A 16,992-nucleotide genomic window follows, 5' to 3' on the forward strand; every position below is an offset into this window, starting at 1 on the left:
TCGCAAAGGAAAATTTAATTTGCGTCTATCTGCGTTAATCTGCGTTTCAATAAATAATAAATGAAGATGAAAACATTACAAGAACTAACCCGGCCGAATATCTGGAAATTAAAACCCTATTCTTCGGCACGAGATGAATATAAAGGAGTTACAGCCTCTGTTTTCCTGGATGCGAACGAGAACCCCTACAATACACCTCATAACCGCTATCCGGATCCTATGCAGTGTGAACTGAAGACGCTGTTGTCGAAAATCAAAAAAGTATCCCCCGAGCATATTTTTCTTGGAAACGGTAGCGATGAAGCCATCGACTTGGTTTTTCGTGCATTCTGCGAACCGGGAAAAGATAATGTCGTAGCCATCGATCCTACTTATGGTATGTATCAGGTTTGTGCCGATGTGAACGATGTGGAATATCGGAAAGTATTGCTGGATGATAACTTCCAGTTCTCTGCCGATAAACTGCTGGAGGCTACCGACGAACACACCAAATTGATTTTCCTTTGCTCGCCTAACAACCCGACAGGAAATGATTTGCTCCGTTCCGAAATTGAAAAGGTACTTTGCCAGTTCGAAGGATTAGTGATGCTGGATGAGGCATACAATGATTTTTCCCAAGCTCCGTCTTTCCTCGAAGAGTTGGATAAATATCCCAACCTTGTCGTATTCCAAACATTCTCCAAGGCTTGGGGATGTGCTGCTATCCGTCTGGGAATGGCTTTTGCTTCCAAAGAAATTATAGATATCCTTAGCAAAATCAAATATCCCTATAATGTCAATCAGTTGACTCAACAACAAGCTATTTCTATGTTGCATAAGCACTATGAGATAGAACGTTGGGTGAAAACGTTGAAAGAAGAGCGTGATTATCTGGAAGCGGAATTTGAAAAACTCCCATGTACTATCAAACTGTTTCCTTCTGATGCCAACTTCTTTTTGGCTAAAGTGACAGATGCTGTGAAAATCTACAACTATTTGGTCGGTGAAGGAATCATTGTGCGTAATCGTCATAACATTTCACTTTGTTGCAACTGTTTGCGTGTGACTGTCGGTACCCGTGTAGAAAATAATACCCTATTGGCTGCCCTTAAAAACTATCAAGGATAATTTATGAAGAAGAAAGTATTATTTATCGATAGAGATGGTACGTTGGTAATCGAACCTCCCGTTGATTATCAGCTCGACTCATTGGAAAAACTGGAATTCTATCCGAAGGTATTCCGTAACTTGGGTTTCATCCGTAGTAAACTTGACTTTGAATTTGTGATGGTCACCAATCAGGATGGATTGGGTACATCCTCTTTTCCGGAAGAGACATTTTGGCCTGCTCATAATCTGATGCTTAAAACATTGGCAGGAGAGGGGATTACTTTTGATGAAATTCTGATAGACCGTAGCTTCCCTGAAGACAATGCGCCTACCCGCAAGCCACGTACGGGAATGTTGACGAAGTATTTGAATAGTCCCGATTATGATCTTGCCGGAAGTTTGGTGATAGGTGATCGTCCTACGGATGTGGAACTTGCCAAAAATCTGGGTTGCCGGGCAATTTATTTGCAAGACTCAACCGAAGCTCTGAAAGAAAAAGGATTAGAAGAAGTCTGTGCCCTTGCAACTACTGACTGGGACCGGATAACTGAATTCCTTTTTGCCGGAGAACGGAAGGCGGAAGTACGCCGTACTACAAAAGAAACAGATATTTATGTTGCTTTGAATCTGGATGGAAATGGAACTTGTGACATTTCTACCGGTCTTGGCTTTTTCGATCACATGCTTGAGCAGATTGGAAAACACTCCGGCATGGACTTGACCATCCGTGTAAAAGGAGATTTGGAAGTAGATGAACATCACACGATCGAAGATACCGCTATTGCATTGGGCGAATGTATCTATCAGGCTTTAGGTAGCAAACGAGGGATTGAACGTTATGGCTATGCCTTGCCGATGGATGATTGTCTTTGTCAGGTTTGTCTGGACTTCGGCGGTCGTCCTTGGCTGGTTTGGGATGCTGAATTCAAGCGAGAGAAAATAGGAGAGATGCCAACAGAAATGTTTCTTCATTTCTTTAAATCGTTAAGCGATGCAGCGAAGATGAATTTGAACATCAAAGCCGAAGGACAGAATGAACATCATAAAATAGAAGGAATTTTTAAAGCTCTTGCACGTGCATTAAAGATGGCATTGAAACGTGATATCTATCATTTTGAACTTCCATCCAGTAAAGGGGTTCTGTAATTTTCTAATGATGATACATAGACTTATGCAGAAAAGAATCTTGTTAAGCCTACTTTGGGGAGTAATTTTCTCTATATCTGTTTTTAGTCAGAATTTGAAAGTAGAGAAGATTACTCTTCCCGATAGCGAGTTGACCAATCTGTATAAGATTGATTCCGGGGTATACCGCTCGGAACAACCCTCTAAAGATGATTTTAAAGCTTTGGAAAAGTATGGGATTGGGGAAGTTCTTAATCTACGGAACAGACACAGCGATGATGATGAAGCAAAAGGAACAAGTCTAAAACTTCACCGGGTAAAAACCAAAGCACATTCGATTAGTGAAAAGGAATTGATACAAGCATTGCGCATTATTAAAAATCGTACGGCCCCTATTGTTTTCCATTGTCATCATGGTTCTGATCGCACAGGGGCTGTTTGTGCCTTTTATCGTATCGTTTTTCAAAATGCTTCGAAAGAAGATGCCATCCATGAGATGACAAAAGGGGGATATGGCTTTCATCGAATCTATAAGAATATTATTAGAAGAATTAAAGAAGCCAATGTGGAGCTAATAAGAGAAGAAGTAATGGCAGGCGGAGAGTTCTAATATTCCCGTCTGTGCCATCACTCTGTCACAACTGTGCCACCGCATTGGCACAACCATGCCATACTGTTGGCACAGTTGTGCCAATGCGGTGGCACAAACATATCGGTAGGCTGCCTTATAGAGCCTCTATTTCTTTAAGCCACATGGCTGAACTAGCATCACTTGGCATTCTCCAATCTCCTCTTGGACTGATAGAAATACTTCCTACTTTGGGGCCATCCGGCAAGCAAGAACGCTTGAATTGTTGATTAAAGAAACGACGGAAGAAGGTAGAGAGCCATTTCTTGATGGTTTCTTCGTCATAGACATCTTTGAATGCAATATTGGCCAGATAGAATATCTTGGATGGGCGGAAACCACAACGTAAAAAATAATAAAGGAAGAAGTCATGCAGCTCATAAGGACCTACCAAATCTTCTGTTTTTTGTTTAATTTCTCCGTTTTCATCTGCAGGAATCAGTTCCGGACTAATAGGAGTGTCTACTATGTCAAGTAAAAACGCTTTTGAATTTTCATCTATGCCGTTTTCCGCTACCCATTGTACCAGGTACTTCACCAGAGTTTTCGGTACACTTGCATTTACTCCGTACATCGACATATGATCGCCATTGTAGGTTGCCCATCCCAGTGCAAGTTCTGATAAATCTCCTGTACCGATCACCATTCCCCAAGTTTGATTGGCTACGTCCATTAATATTTGTGTACGTTCCCGTGCCTGCGAATTCTCGTATGTAACGTCGTGTACATTTATATCATGGTCTATATCTTTAAAATGCTGGATACAGGCTTCTTTTATACTGATTTCACGAATAGAAATACCTAGCGATTTCATCAGACCAATGGCATTGTGATAAGTACGATCTGTTGTTCCGAAACCCGGCATTGTGATTCCAAGGATATCTTTCCGGGACAATCCCAACTTATCAAAAGTCTTCACGCAAACAAGCAGTGCCAGTGTTGAATCCAATCCACCGGAAATGCCGACTACGGCAGTTTTAGCTCCGGTATGAACCAATCTTTGTGCCAGTCCGGCTATCTGAATGGAGAATACTTCTTCGCAATGCTCGTTCAATTCTGCTCCCTGTGGTACAAAAGGATGAGAGTTGAATTTCCGGGTTAATTCCAGTTCTTTGCTATTAACAAATTCTGTTGCAATAGAAACAGCTTTTTTATCTCCCAGATTTGCCTGATTGGCGGCAAAAGTCGTATTGATTCTACGTTCAGTCCGGATACGTTCAACATCTATTTCACTGATAATAAGTTGTTCTTTCATACTGAAACGTTCACTGCGCGCAAGAAGCGAACCGTTTTCGTAAATCAGTCCGTTACCTGCAAAAACGACATCGGTAGTAGACTCTCCGAAGCCGCAGGATGAGAATACATATCCGGCAATACAACGTGCAGATTGCTGGCTGATAAGAGAGCAGAGATACTTGTTTTTTCCGATGCCTTCATTGTCAGCAGACATATTGAAAATAATTTCTGCGCCTTGTAATGCCAATGAAGAGCTGGGAGGTATGGTAGACCAAAGGTCCTCGCATATTTCGATACCAAAAGTCGTATCCGAAGTTTCAAAAAGCAGATTGGCACCTATCGGAACTACTTGTCCGCAAAGCCGTACGTTATTGGTTGTCAGTTGAAGTGCCGAAGTGAACCAGCGCTGTTCATAGAATTCTTTATAATTCGGCAGATAAGTCTTGGCGGCAACCCCCAATACTTTCCCTTTCTGGATCACTACGGCTGCATTGATTACTGTTGAATTGACAATAACAGGCATGCCAACAATAGAAATAATGTCTAATTGACGAGTATTATTAAGGATTTGCATCAGCCCCATTTCTGCCTCTTCAAGCAAAAGCTGCTGTCCAAACAGGTCGCCACAAGTATATCCGGTAATACTCATTTCCGGAAATACGATCATTTGCACTCCTTTGCCTTCGGCTACTGCAATCAAGCTTTCTATCTTCTCTACATTGAATTTGCAGTCAGCCACCTTTATGTGTGGCACAGCTGCAGCTACTTTCACAAATCCGTAGTTCATCTTATACCTTTTTATATATAATGGGTGCAAAAATAGGAAATAGTTTTGAATATTTTTCTTTTCTGTATTGAATCCTCTCAATAAGCTATTTTTATGGGTTATGGTATTTGTTGTTTAAACAATTAATTAAACTATCAAAATGAATGTGAATATCTAATTTATGCTGGAATATATTTTGATTTTGTTTCTTAAAAGGATTATATAGACTTAAATATGTAGCAAAAAGATAGAAGTGGAAATATGGTATAAAAAATGCGACATATTGTTTCTTTTGTTTAAATATAATATATATATTTGTAACCGAAATATGACAACATTGAAAGTACATAAACCTAAAACAGAACAAGTAATATTAGTGTTTAATTTATAACTTAAGAGAGCAGATGGTCAAACATTTAATTCACACAGCAGTAACACGAAAAATCTATTTGGATATTTGGCGTAATATAAAAAATCTGCCAAGTTAGTCTAACTCCTATTGTATTTTATAGAAAATATAATCTACCCCAAATCGATGCAAGATATGTTTGTAACCGATTGGGGGAAGGAGCGTATTATTATTTCATACGCGAAGATAAGTGTATTCCTTATTATAGAAATTTTATAAAAATAAATCAATTATATTAATTTTTAATTCAAGTATCAAAGATGAGAAGATCAATTCTCTTGTTTGTACTCTTCGCTCTGACAAGTATCCCCCTATTGCTTTTTGCACAGGGTGGATATCAGGTAACTGGACATATTATTTCGGCGGAAGATAATCAGCCGATGATTGGTGTGTCTGTTTTGGAGAAGGGTACTTTAAATGGTGTAATTACCGATATTGACGGTAATTACAAAATCATAGTGACGAAATCTCCCGCCACTTTGCAGTTTTCTTATATCGGAATGAAAACGGTAGAAAGGCAGGTTACTGCATCTGCCCGTATTGATCTGACGATGGAAAGTAGTGCGCAGCTGGTGGACGAAGTGGTAGTGGTAGCGTATGGTGTACGTAAGAAAGGAACCATTGCCGGTTCTGTTTCTACGGTAAAAGCTGAAAAAATGGAAAATGTACCAGCACCGAGCTTTGATCAGGCTCTTCAAGGTCAGACACCGGGGTTGATGGTATTATCTAATTCTGGTGAACCTAGCAAGGCTGCTACATTTCAGATTCGTGGTACTAACTCTATTAATTCAGGTACTGCACCTTTATTTATATTAGATGGAGTTCCTATCTCAAATGCGGATTTTAATACAATTAGCCCCAGTGATATTGAAAATATCTCTGTGTTGAAAGATGCCTCTTCTACTTCTATTTATGGTGCTCGTGCGGCTAATGGCGTGGTTGTAATAACTACAAAGCGTGGACGTATGTCAGAAGCTGCTAAAATCACCTTCCGCACACAACTTGGTTTTTCACAGCTGGCTAATGAGGATTGGAATCTGATGAATACTTCCGAGCGAATCCAATATGAAAAAGAACTAGGACTGGATGCGGGCAAAAATTATGATAAGTTGGGTCAGATAGATATTAACTGGCTTGATAAAGTTTATAATAGTAGCGCACCTTTGCAAAATTATGAGTTATCAGTAAGCGGGGCTACTGAAAAAATAAATTATTTTGTTTCCGGTGGATATTACAACCAGGATGGTGTTGCGGTCGGCTCTACTTTTGAGCGTTTTAATTTCCGTGCCAATGTCGAAGCGAAAGCAAATGAATGGTTGAAAATAGGAACGAACTCTATGTTGGCTTATGAAGAAGTAGAACAGAGTGATGACGGTGAATATGCATTGTGGGCTCCTATTTCTGCGGCACATTTTATGATGCCATACTGGGATCCTTATAAGGAAAATGGAAGTCTGGCTTTGCAAGACGATGGCAGTTGGGCAGGTACAGGCGAGAATCCTCTGGCTTGGATGGTAAACAATCCATTAGGCAATAAGAAATATAAAGCAATATCAACTTTTTATGCGGAAATTAATCCGATAGAGGGATTGACAGTGCGCTCGCAATTAGGTGCTGATTATTCACATTCTACTTCCTTTCTTCAATCTTTTCCCAGCTATAAACCTAATAATAATTATGGTGCGGCAAGACGAACTTCAACGGATATGCTGAATCTCATGATTACGAATACGGCAAATTATCGTTTTATGTTGAAAGACTTACATTCGTTTAATTTCATGCTTGGTCAAGAAGGAGTAGATTATCGTTATGAGGCTTTTCATGTGACCTCACGAGGACAGACAAATGATTTCTTAACAAATATCAGTTCCGGAACCACCTCTTCTTCTTGGAGTGATACTAGTACCGCTTACTCATATTTATCTTTTTTCGCTCGTGGTGAATATAATTATGATGATCGTTATTATGCAGACTTTTCAGTTCGTGCAGATGGTTCTTCCCGTTTTGGTAGTAATGAGCGCTGGGGAACTTTTTGGTCAGTAGGTTTAATGTGGAATCTGCGTAAAGAGAAGTTTATGGAGAAATATTCATGGCTGACAAATGCGCAGATTACATTGAGTACAGGTACTTCCGGTAACTCATCTATCAGCGATTACGAGCATTTGGCTCTCGTATCCGGTGGATTGAATTATGGAGGAGATGCAGGTATTGCTCCTGCTCAAATTGGTAATGAGAAATTAGGTTGGGAGAAGTTATGGACAACAAATGTCGGTTTGCACTTAGGCTTCATTAATCGTTTTAATGTAGATCTTGAATTCTATAATAAGAAGACAACTGATATGTTGATGAGTGTGCCGTGTTCTTATTCAGATACAGGTTTTGGTTATCGTTGGGATAATGTCGGCGCGATGATGAATCGTGGTGTCGAATTGGCTGTAAATGCAGATGTACTCCAGATTAAAGATTTTATTTGGAATATCAGTGCTAATGTTTCTTATAATAAGAATAAGATAACAGAACTTTATAATGGGGTAACTGAATATGAAGATGGCACTACTGCACGCAAAATGGTAGTCGGGCATCCTGTAGGAGAATTCTATTTAAATCGTTATGCCGGAGTAAATCCTGCTAATGGTGATGCATTGTGGTATACTAAGGATGGAGAGATTACTACGGAATATAATGAAAATGATAAAGTGATGATGGGTAAAACCTACTTTGCTCCGTGGCAAGGTGGATTTGGTACGACCCTTTCATGGAGAGGGCTTTCATTGAATGCGCAGTTTAGCTGGGTTGCCGATCGTTGGATGGTTAATAATGACCGTTATTTCGAAGAAGGAAATGGACTTTTTAATGGTTATAATCAGTCAAACCGTTTACTTTATGATCGTTGGAAGAAGCCGGGAGATTTGACGGATATTCCACGTCATGGTGTATCCCCACAGATGGATTCACGTTTTCTTGAAGATGCGTCTTTTCTGCGTTTAAAGAATGTGATGATAAGCTATGCTTTCTCACAAAAATGGATGCGTAAAACAAATTTTCTGAATACTGCCCGCGTTTATGTTCAAGGTCAAAACTTATTAACATTTACTAAGTTTACGGGAATGGATCCCGAATCTAGTTCAAATATCTATAAGGCTCAATACCCAATGTCGCGTCAGTTCTCATTTGGATTAGAGTTGTCATTTTAAAAAGATATAACGATGATAAGAAGAATAAAATTATACATAACCTTGGCTGCCATAATATTTTCATCAACGGCTTGCCTTGATAAGTATCCGGAAGATGCTATTCCGCAAGGGGATGCCATTAAAACGGTAGAGGATGTGGACCAAGCTATAATTGGTATTTATGCCGGATTTAAAGCAACTGCTCTTTACAGTGGGTATTTAACTTTGCTTCCGGATATTCAGACGGATCTGGTATATGCCGTTCAGGGATATACAAATGTATATGGCAATATATGGCGTAATGAGATATTGGCGACAAACCCGGAAATAAAAGACATTTATGGCGCTTTGTATACCATTATTGGTCGTTGTAATTTCATACTTGATAACGTTGATCAAGTAGAGGCGAATACTACTGATGATGCCAAATTGGATAAATTAGATAACTACAAAGGAGAAGTTTATTTTGCTCGTGCTTTAGCCTATTCCGAGTTACTAAAGTGTTTTTGTAAAGCATACGAGAGTGATGAACAGGCTGCTAATGAATTGGGGGTAGTTTTGAAGTCCAGCTATGTTAATTCTCAACCATTGAAACGTGCATCTCTGAAGGAATCATATCAGTTTGTATTGGATGATTTGGAAAAGGCTGCTGAATATTTGGCATTAGATGATGATGATAATACTACACTTTACAATACAGGCTATTTTAACATTGGTACAGTTAATTCTCTTTATGCTCGTTTATACTTGTATATGCGGAAGTGGGATAAGGCAGTTGAGTATGCTGGTAAAGTGATAGATAGTAAAAAATACATTCTGGCAGATGCAACGAAGAAGAATTACTCAAATACCTATAATGATTTTCAGTATATGTGGCAGTATGATGATGCTACGGAAATTATATGGAAAGTAAAGTTTGAGGTAACTTCTTATGGTGGAGCACTAGGAAGTGTATTTCTAAATTATGATTATACATCCTATAAACCTGATTATGTACCTGCTCAATGGGTACTTGATTCTTATGCTACAACAGATTTGCGTTATAATGCCTATTTTGCTAATGCTACAACCGGCTATAGTCATGGTCTAACTTGCCCTCTTTTGATCAAATATGCAGGAAACATGGATTTTATAGCAAAACAAATTTTGTTTGTTACTATGCCTAAACCTTTCCGTTTGGCTGAGCAATACTTAATTCGGGCCGAAGCTTACTGCCAGATGGGAGCAGCTTATTATGGAAAAGCCGGAAAAGATATTTCAACTTTGCGTACAGCTCGTTATTCATCTTATGGTGGTGCTACAAATATCACTAAAGATAATTGGTTGAAAACAATTAGCGAGGAACGTGTGAAAGAACTCTACATGGAAGGTTTTCGGCTTAATGATTTAAAACGTTGGCATGAAGGATTTGAGCGTAAGGAACAGAATCTGACTGTATCTCCGGGGAATAAATTGAAAGTTGATAAAGATGATCCATATTTTGTGTGGCCTATTCCACAGCATGAATTGGAAGCTCCGGGAGCTGATATCAAACCAAATGATAGTAATAAATGATGTATAAAGAAAAAAATACGATAATGAAACGATTATTTATAGGAATGGGTGTAGTGATAGCACTCACAGTCGGTTTGTCCGGTTGTGGTGATATGGCTAAAACTACGTATAATGGTCCCGACTATGTAATGTTCGCCGATACGATGTCTCTTTTCCCGGTACAGAATAGCCAAGACTATTTTACTGTACCTGTGGCATCTACCGTGGCTTGTGATTATGATCGTACATTTGCAGTGGAAGTGGACGAAAAAGCAAGTAATGCGATTGAAAAGAAGCATTATGTCATTGAATCAAATACAGTGACCATCAAAGCAGGTGAACGTGCTGCTGATTTGAAAATTCGAGGTATTTATGAGAATATCGGAAAAACAGATTCACTTTCGATTACGTTACGTCTTGTTTCTAATGATGAAACACGTTGGGATATATATGGAACAAAGACGCGTGTGGAAATGATGAAATCTTGTCCGTTTGATCTGAATGTTTTTACAGGGTGGTGTAAGGTGTCTTCATCTTTCTATCAGAATTATATGAATAATATCGACTTCCGTCTGATACAGACTGAAATTGATAAGGAAGAGGAAAATACGATTATCATGCATGACTTCTTCTATAAGGGGTATGATTTAAAATTAAAGTTTGATCCGTCTGATCCTATGGAACCTTTTGTAGAAATGGAAGATCAGATATTGGGCAGTACTTCCGAAGTTTTTGGCACTATTTACGGAAATGGGAAATTAATGGTAAAACAACCTACAATTTATACTTCCTATTATAATGTCTGTCAGACTTTTGTTTTGCAGTATATCACTGTCTATGTGAAGGATGTAGATACGGTTGGTACCTATATTAATATTCTTGAGTGGATTAGTGACGAAGAAGCAGAGCGTTTGCAAGCAGGTCAGAACTGATCTCTTTTGAGAATTTAAAATATTGATTATATGAAAGATAAAATATATTTTTTGAGATTTGTAGTATTGGCATTTTGTCTTGTCTTTGTGGCATGTTCGGATGACGATGACAAGAAGCAAGGTGATCCGATATTCCCAAAAGTGCAGAAAATATCATGTGCGGTTGGGGAAACAGTAGAGCTTACCTTCAATGCAAATATGAATTGGAAACTGAGTTCGTCTGCTCTTTGGTGTAAGTTCGTTGTTGGTGGTGAACTGATGAATTCTTGTTCCGGTGAGACTGGTGAGCAGACAGTGGCAGTTAGTATAGGAGATGATGCTACTGCTTTGAATAAATCTTATAAAGCGGAAATCTCTTTGTGGATGGGCGCTGATAAAAAGGTTGTTTATGAGATTACTCGCCCATCTACCGGATATGAAGTTTCTTTATTAGATGAAAATGATAATCCTTATACGGAAGATAATCCGGCAACTATTGCTTATAAATCTTCTTCTTTTTATGTACGTGCTAATTTTGACTGGCAATTAGCAGAGTGGCCCGATTGGATTGATGCTGATATAACTTCCGGCGAAGCTGGTGAACAAAGCACTAATAAACTTTATGTAAATATACAGACTGAATATACTAAGAATGCTAATGAAGGTTTTCTTACTTTTGTGAATGAGGCTGGTGACAAGGTGGCTACCGTTCCGGTGAAGTATGAAGGGATACCTGAAGATAAAATAGAATTTTCAACAGATGATAATAAATGGAATTGGTCTTTCACTGTTGATGGACAATTTTATTCTAACTCTGGCGTAAGTGGGGGAGGAAATTTGGAACCCATGCCATTGAATATTAGTATTGTTGCGAAAAATGATAAATATGTGATTGTTTTCGTTGAGGATGATCCTGAATGGGGATGTACGCGCGTACAAACAGAGTATGGTGGTACAACTTGGTTCAATGTGGAAGATGATAAAAAAGGTAATATCCAACTTCATGTGGATGAGAATGTAGGAAAGGAGAGATCTGGTTACCTAATGGCTTTTCCTGTTCTTAAGTATGATATGATTAAAGATGCCTTTGATGATAATGTTTTTTATCTTGAGGAGGGTACAGATAAGCCTTATATGATGAGATCAGATTATGATGATTATATAGTAATGAGGTTGACTCAGGAAGGACAAAAAGTTGAAGGTGGTTTGAGTGTATCTGTTGATGGAACAGGAGAACAATTAGAGGTGTTTTCGTATGCCGATACAGGAGGTGAATTGACAGAAGAACAATTAATAGAGAAATATGGTACTGCTTCAGTATATATGTTAGATCTGGAGAATAATCGGTCATATAATCTGATAGTTACTCCTGGTGGATTCACAGGATGGTCTCTCGAAGCCAATACAATGCTGAATGGAGTTGAGACTAAATGGGATGGCGTTGAGGTCACAGGTACTTGGGTTGATTCTGCTGCGGTTTCTATTTATGGAATTGGTGAAAATACAGCAGGTGAGATGGTTGTTACTATTATGGATGGAACTAATGGGAATATAGTTAGTGTATTGATTATCTCCCGTTTTGGTTGAACTTTAAGAAATAAAAATATTTTCAACTTATGAAATATACAGTATTATTCACAAAGATGCTTTTCATTTCATGCCTGCTTATGGCCATGGGAATATCTGTAACCGGATGTTCTGATGATGACGATGAACTGCAATCTGGCTACGGTTACGCTCAATTCAGACTATATAAGAGCGCATCGTACGGAAACGGAGAGTCAGGAAAGACTCGTGCCGGAACCAATGAATTGGAATATTTGCGTGAGGCGCAAAAAATGAAAATTGTTCTTATAAACAATGAAGATGGAACAGAAATTTCGCAAACTGTAGGTTTGGATGCCATTAATGATCAAGACGCAGAATTTGGTATGCGTAGTGAGAAGATGCAAATGTTGGCAGGAGAATATACAGTTGTAGGATTCTATCTTTATAAAATAGAAGGACAAGAATTAGTACCTGTTATTTCTGGCGAACCGGAAAAAGAAACAGTTATTCGGGTAGTTGAGGGTGGCTTGTCTTTACGAGATATCACTGTGAATGTAGTAGAACGTGGTAGTGTAAAATTTACTTTAGTGAAGGATATTACCACTACGACCCGTGCTGCTGGTGATGCTGCTTATTTATTGGAAAATGTCAAATATGTGACAATAGAGGTAAAAGATCTGTATTTGACGGGTAAAATAATACCTCCTTTAAAAGAGATTCCTGTTACTTATCAAGAAAAAGGAAAAGAGATTACTACAGCAGATGGTGAGAAAAAAACATATATTTATTCTGTTTCAGTTAGTGATTCTCTGCTTTATTTGAAGGCCGGAACATATAAAATTTCAAAGTATACTTTACTGGATAGAAATAAAAAGTCTATTGAAGTAAATGTGGGTAATATCAAGGAAAACCAGTTTGTAGTGAAGGATAATGAAACAACAGAGGTTGAGGTTCCTGTTTATATGCGAACTAACTCACCAAAGTTGAAAGATTATAAAGCTTTAAAAGCTATCTGGGATGCTTTAGATGGAGAACACTGGAGCTATATCGGTATTTCGCATACTGTTGGATGTAACTGGAATTTTGATAAGGATATGGATCTATGGGGTGATCAACCGGGTGTGGAATTAGATACGGAAGGTCGCGTTGTATCCCTGAATTTAGGTTCATTCGGGCCTAAAGGAGATGTTCCTGATGCAATCGGTGATTTGGAAAAATTACAGGTTCTGACATTTGGTACACATTCGGATCAAGTTGGTGGATATTTGGAAAAAAATCTGAAGGCTTATATGAGTGTCGAAGAGAAAAAGGCTGTTCGTGCTGATTATTATGAAACATTCTTGAGAAAGGACTTGAAAAGAGATTGGAAGAAAATGGGCTTCTCGGAACCTTTATTACAGGTTATAGATAAAGTCAATACAGAGCAGAAACCCAATCTGAGATATCCGGTTCAGTCATCTGGCAGTCAGATTCAAACTCGTTCTGGAATTTCTCTGAAAGATGTTTCTCCTGGAAGATTAACGAATGGTATTTGCAAAATATCAGCATCAATTAGTAAATTAACTAATTTACGTCAATTCTTTATTGCCAATGGTAAATTTGAAGGGTTTGAGGAAGGCACTGACTTGTCTAAACTTGAATCTTTGACGGATGTCGAAATTTATAACTGTCCTTCAATGAAACAGTTTCCGACAGAAATTTGTAATCTACCAAATTTAGAGTTGTTGAATTTGGCTAATAATCCTCAACTCGAGTCAGCTGTATTGTTGGGGGGATTGAAAAAATTAGCTGATGAAAAGAGTCCGGCATCTAAGACCATTCAGATGCTTTATCTGGGTAATAACAATTTGACAGAAATTCCGGTGGAATTTAAAAACCTGAAGAAACTTGGGAAATTGGATTGCAATAACAACAAAATCACCAAAGTATATCCGTTGGGTAAGGATGTGAATCTGGTGCAGTTGACTATGGACTATAATCAGATAACGGAGGTACCGAATGATTTTTGTGGATATGAGGATGTTGAATCTTTCTCATTTGCTCATAATAAGATAACGACGTTTCCTAATATTTTCAATGCTAAATCAGTGTATGTCATGTCTTCAGTAGATTTCTCGTACAATGAAATTACAGGATTTGCAGGGGAAAATGGGACTGGAGATGACGCCTTTAAGGGAATTAATGCATCGACTTTGTCATTAGCTTATAATAAGTTAAAGACTTTCCCAGGCATTTTGTTCAAAACAAATTCTCAGATATCCACATTAGCCTTAGCTGGTAATGGTATTACAGACTTCCCCAAGGGGGCTTTAGATGGAAAGTATACTAATTATTTGCAGAGTTTGGATTTAAGCTATAATAAATTGAAAAAGTTACCGGATGATTTTGATGCGACAAAAGTACCTTACCTTTATGGTATTGATTTAAGTAATAATAGTTTTGAAAAAGTCGCCACAGGTCCGTTAAATGTAGATCACTTGAATGTATACGCATTTAGGAATCAACGTGACGAGCAGGGTAACCGTACTGTCTCTGTCTGGCCGACAGGTATATCTCAATGTCCGAGTTTGCTAGCAGTGTATTTAGGTGGTAACGATTTCCGAAAGGTAGAAGAAAGTCTGACAGGGTTTAGAATAGTTGAAATCAAAGATAATCCGAACCTAATGATTGATGTATCAGCTGCTTGTAATTATATCAAGTCCGGTTATTTATTATTGATTTATGATCGTACACAGGCTATTCGTGGCTGTGATGCTTTGGATTTAGAATGATAAGTTTATGATAATAAAAAGAAATTTGAATATGAAATCGTTATTAAAGATAGCTTTCAGCATTGTTGCCGGTATGTGCATATTCGCTGCTTGCGATGACTCTGACGATAATGCTGTTTCTGGTTTATCAATTGACACCGAAGAAATAACTTTGGGTGCTGAAGGAGGAACTGAAAAAGTAAATGTCGCTGCAGGGACAAAATGGATCGCTAAGGTGGATCAACCTTGGGTACAAGTTATGCCGGCAAATGGGATCGGTTCTGCTGAATGTACAATTGTGGTAGATACAACACTAAGTAACAAAGTGCGACATGCTGCAATTACATTTATGCCGGAAGGTGCTGCTGCTCAGAAATTAGAGGTACACCAGACTGGTTACGGAAAAATGATTGGCATTAGTAAAGAGGAAGTCGAAATTCCGAATATGGAGGCATTGGACAAACGCGTTTTTTATCTATCTGTAACAGCAAATGTTCCCTTCAGGATTCAGTATGAAGAAGAAGCTGAAGAAGGAAATACATTTGCATTGAATGCTGCTGCTAAGACGTGGATTCAGAATGATATCTATGAACAAAATTTGACTGCCGGTGCTCGTCCCCGTACTACTAAGGTTCGTTTTACTTGGAACATGAACACGGATCCCCAAAAGCGAAATATGAAAGTTAAATTCTTACCGCTGAATGAGGAAGATAAGGAGCAAACACAGACTGCAGAATTATTGGTTAAACAGGAAGCTGCTCCTGAAATTAAAGATACTCGCGAGGGAGATTCAATAGCATTGATTATAATTCGTGAAAAGGTACGCAGTATGACATCTTGGGATACAAGTGAAAAACTGGACTATTGGACTGGTATCAAATTATGGGAAAAGAAAGATCCTGAAGTGAAGGCAAAACCTGAATTACTTGGTCGTGTACGTTCTGCAGAATTCCGAATGTTGGCAACTAAAGAAAGTCTTCCGTCAGAAGTCGCCAAATTGACTTATGTAGAGTCATTGACTTTCTATGGTAATGAGAACACCATGTTATTATATGATTTGGAACTAGGTTCTTCAGTATGTAATCTGGAGTACTTGAAGAATTTGACGGTAGCAGCTTACGGTATATCTAAATTGCCGGATGAATTTAAAAATCTAAAATCGTTGGAGACGTTAGATTTGGGCAGTAATAATTTTGAGGAAATACCGGAGGTGTTGAGTCCTGAAAACTTCCCTAAGTTAAAATCTTTGGGCTTTACGAATATGCAACGTTATTCTGCTGTTACTAATTTGCAGACAGATACAAGGGAGCATTTAGGATTAGTGATTAATCTGAATAGCAGTTATGATAAAAATACGGCTGCATTTAAGAAATTATTAAAATGGAATAATTTGGAGAGACTCAGTCTGACTGGTAACTTGATTTATGGACAATTACCTGATATGAAAGATGTTCCTTGCTATACTTTGAACGATGTTAGAGAATCCGCCTTGGGCGATACGTTGAAAGTAGCATGGGGAGGAGATAAAGGCTTTGAGGATGTAACAGGAGAGAACGGGATTTTGGCAAAGACTCCAAGAGTATTACCTCATACTAAAGTATTTGCAATTAACCTGAACTTCTTGAGTGGAACTGTGCCTGATTGGATTACCAACCATCCTTATTATTCAAAATGGGATCCTTTTACTTTCATTTATATTCAAGAAGATGGAAGAATAGATAAGACGGGAAAGGTTGTCGGATTTGATTCGGATGCTATTCCTGCAAATTTGGAGAAATATTATCAGTGGTATCCTATGCGTAGACCTGAAAAAGTAGAATAAGT

General features: G+C 38.4%; 10 protein-coding genes. 9 read left to right on the top strand and 1 reads right to left on the bottom strand.

Features of this window, described 5'->3' with window-relative positions; translation table 11 throughout:
• Positions 1–66 precede the first annotated feature (66 nt).
• The 3 genes from hisC to AB3G73_RS01700 are packed head-to-tail and all read left to right on the top strand — an operon-like array spanning position 67 to position 2,824.
• Positions 67–1,107: a histidinol-phosphate transaminase gene (gene hisC, locus AB3G73_RS01690; RefSeq protein WP_148366130.1), complete on the top strand. Its 1,041-nt coding sequence runs from the start codon at positions 67–69 to the stop codon at positions 1,105–1,107.
• Between the two features lie 3 nt (positions 1,108–1,110).
• Positions 1,111–2,235 carry a bifunctional histidinol-phosphatase/imidazoleglycerol-phosphate dehydratase HisB gene (gene hisB, locus AB3G73_RS01695; protein ID WP_298045778.1) on the top strand — a complete coding sequence of 375 codons (1,125 nt, stop codon included), beginning with the start codon at positions 1,111–1,113 and terminating at the stop codon, positions 2,233–2,235.
• Positions 2,236–2,260: 25 nt separating this feature from the next.
• Positions 2,261–2,824: a tyrosine-protein phosphatase gene (locus tag AB3G73_RS01700; protein ID WP_217721515.1), complete on the top strand. Its 564-nt coding sequence runs from the start codon at positions 2,261–2,263 to the stop codon at positions 2,822–2,824.
• Positions 2,825–2,939: 115 nt separating this feature from the next.
• Here the strand turns inward: AB3G73_RS01700 and AB3G73_RS01705 are convergent, their stop codons facing one another.
• A complete protein-coding gene (locus tag AB3G73_RS01705; RefSeq protein WP_367742094.1) occupies positions 2,940–4,865 on the bottom strand; it encodes an NAD(+) synthase in 1,926 nt (641 codons plus the stop codon).
• A 648-nt stretch (positions 4,866–5,513) separates the two neighbouring features.
• On the opposite strand from AB3G73_RS01705, the gene AB3G73_RS01710 reads away from it, so the two are divergent.
• Genes AB3G73_RS01710 through AB3G73_RS01735 form a run of 6 tightly spaced genes read left to right on the top strand, consistent with a single transcriptional unit; the run spans position 5,514 to position 16,990 of the window.
• The gene (locus AB3G73_RS01710) at positions 5,514–8,447 is read left to right on the top strand and encodes a SusC/RagA family TonB-linked outer membrane protein (RefSeq protein ID WP_367742098.1); all 2,934 of its coding nucleotides are present in this window, start codon (positions 5,514–5,516) and stop codon (positions 8,445–8,447) included.
• A 12-nt stretch (positions 8,448–8,459) separates the two neighbouring features.
• Positions 8,460–9,980, top strand: a complete 1,521-nt coding sequence (locus AB3G73_RS01715) for a RagB/SusD family nutrient uptake outer membrane protein (protein ID WP_367742101.1) — start codon at positions 8,460–8,462, stop codon at positions 9,978–9,980.
• Between the two features lie 23 nt (positions 9,981–10,003).
• A complete protein-coding gene (locus AB3G73_RS01720; RefSeq protein WP_367742103.1) occupies positions 10,004–10,891 on the top strand; it encodes a DUF4984 domain-containing protein in 888 nt (295 codons plus the stop codon).
• Positions 10,892–10,921: 30 nt separating this feature from the next.
• Complete coding sequence (locus AB3G73_RS01725) at positions 10,922–12,457, top strand: DUF5003 domain-containing protein (protein WP_367742107.1); 1,536 nt, start codon at positions 10,922–10,924, stop codon at positions 12,455–12,457.
• A gap of 29 nt (positions 12,458–12,486) precedes the next feature.
• Entirely contained in the window at positions 12,487–15,189 is a 2,703-nt protein-coding gene (locus AB3G73_RS01730) for a DUF4458 domain-containing protein (protein WP_367742109.1), read from the top strand.
• A gap of 31 nt (positions 15,190–15,220) precedes the next feature.
• Positions 15,221–16,990: a hypothetical protein gene (locus AB3G73_RS01735; RefSeq protein ID WP_320974269.1), complete on the top strand. Its 1,770-nt coding sequence runs from the start codon at positions 15,221–15,223 to the stop codon at positions 16,988–16,990.
• Positions 16,991–16,992 lie beyond the last annotated feature (2 nt).

The sequence above is a fragment of the Bacteroides sp. L008 genome, assembly GCF_040812255.1.
Taxonomy (GTDB): Bacteria; Bacteroidota; Bacteroidia; order Bacteroidales; family Bacteroidaceae; genus Bacteroides; species Bacteroides vicugnae.

Bases quoted from the DNA above. Each gene is read 5' to 3' on its own strand.
- hisC (WP_148366130.1), top strand. From the start codon at position 67: ATGAAAACATTACAAGAACTAACCCGGCCGAATATCTGGAAATTAAAA.
- hisB (WP_298045778.1), top strand. From the start codon at position 1,111: ATGAAGAAGAAAGTATTATTTATCGATAGAGATGGTACGTTGGTAATC.
- AB3G73_RS01700 (WP_217721515.1), top strand. From the start codon at position 2,261: ATGCAGAAAAGAATCTTGTTAAGCCTACTTTGGGGAGTAATTTTCTCT.
- AB3G73_RS01705 (WP_367742094.1), bottom strand. From the start codon at position 4,865: ATGAACTACGGATTTGTGAAAGTAGCTGCAGCTGTGCCACACATAAAG.
- AB3G73_RS01710 (WP_367742098.1), top strand. From the start codon at position 5,514: ATGAGAAGATCAATTCTCTTGTTTGTACTCTTCGCTCTGACAAGTATC.
- AB3G73_RS01715 (WP_367742101.1), top strand. From the start codon at position 8,460: ATGATAAGAAGAATAAAATTATACATAACCTTGGCTGCCATAATATTT.
- AB3G73_RS01720 (WP_367742103.1), top strand. From the start codon at position 10,004: ATGAAACGATTATTTATAGGAATGGGTGTAGTGATAGCACTCACAGTC.
- AB3G73_RS01725 (WP_367742107.1), top strand. From the start codon at position 10,922: ATGAAAGATAAAATATATTTTTTGAGATTTGTAGTATTGGCATTTTGT.
- AB3G73_RS01730 (WP_367742109.1), top strand. From the start codon at position 12,487: ATGAAATATACAGTATTATTCACAAAGATGCTTTTCATTTCATGCCTG.
- AB3G73_RS01735 (WP_320974269.1), top strand. From the start codon at position 15,221: ATGAAATCGTTATTAAAGATAGCTTTCAGCATTGTTGCCGGTATGTGC.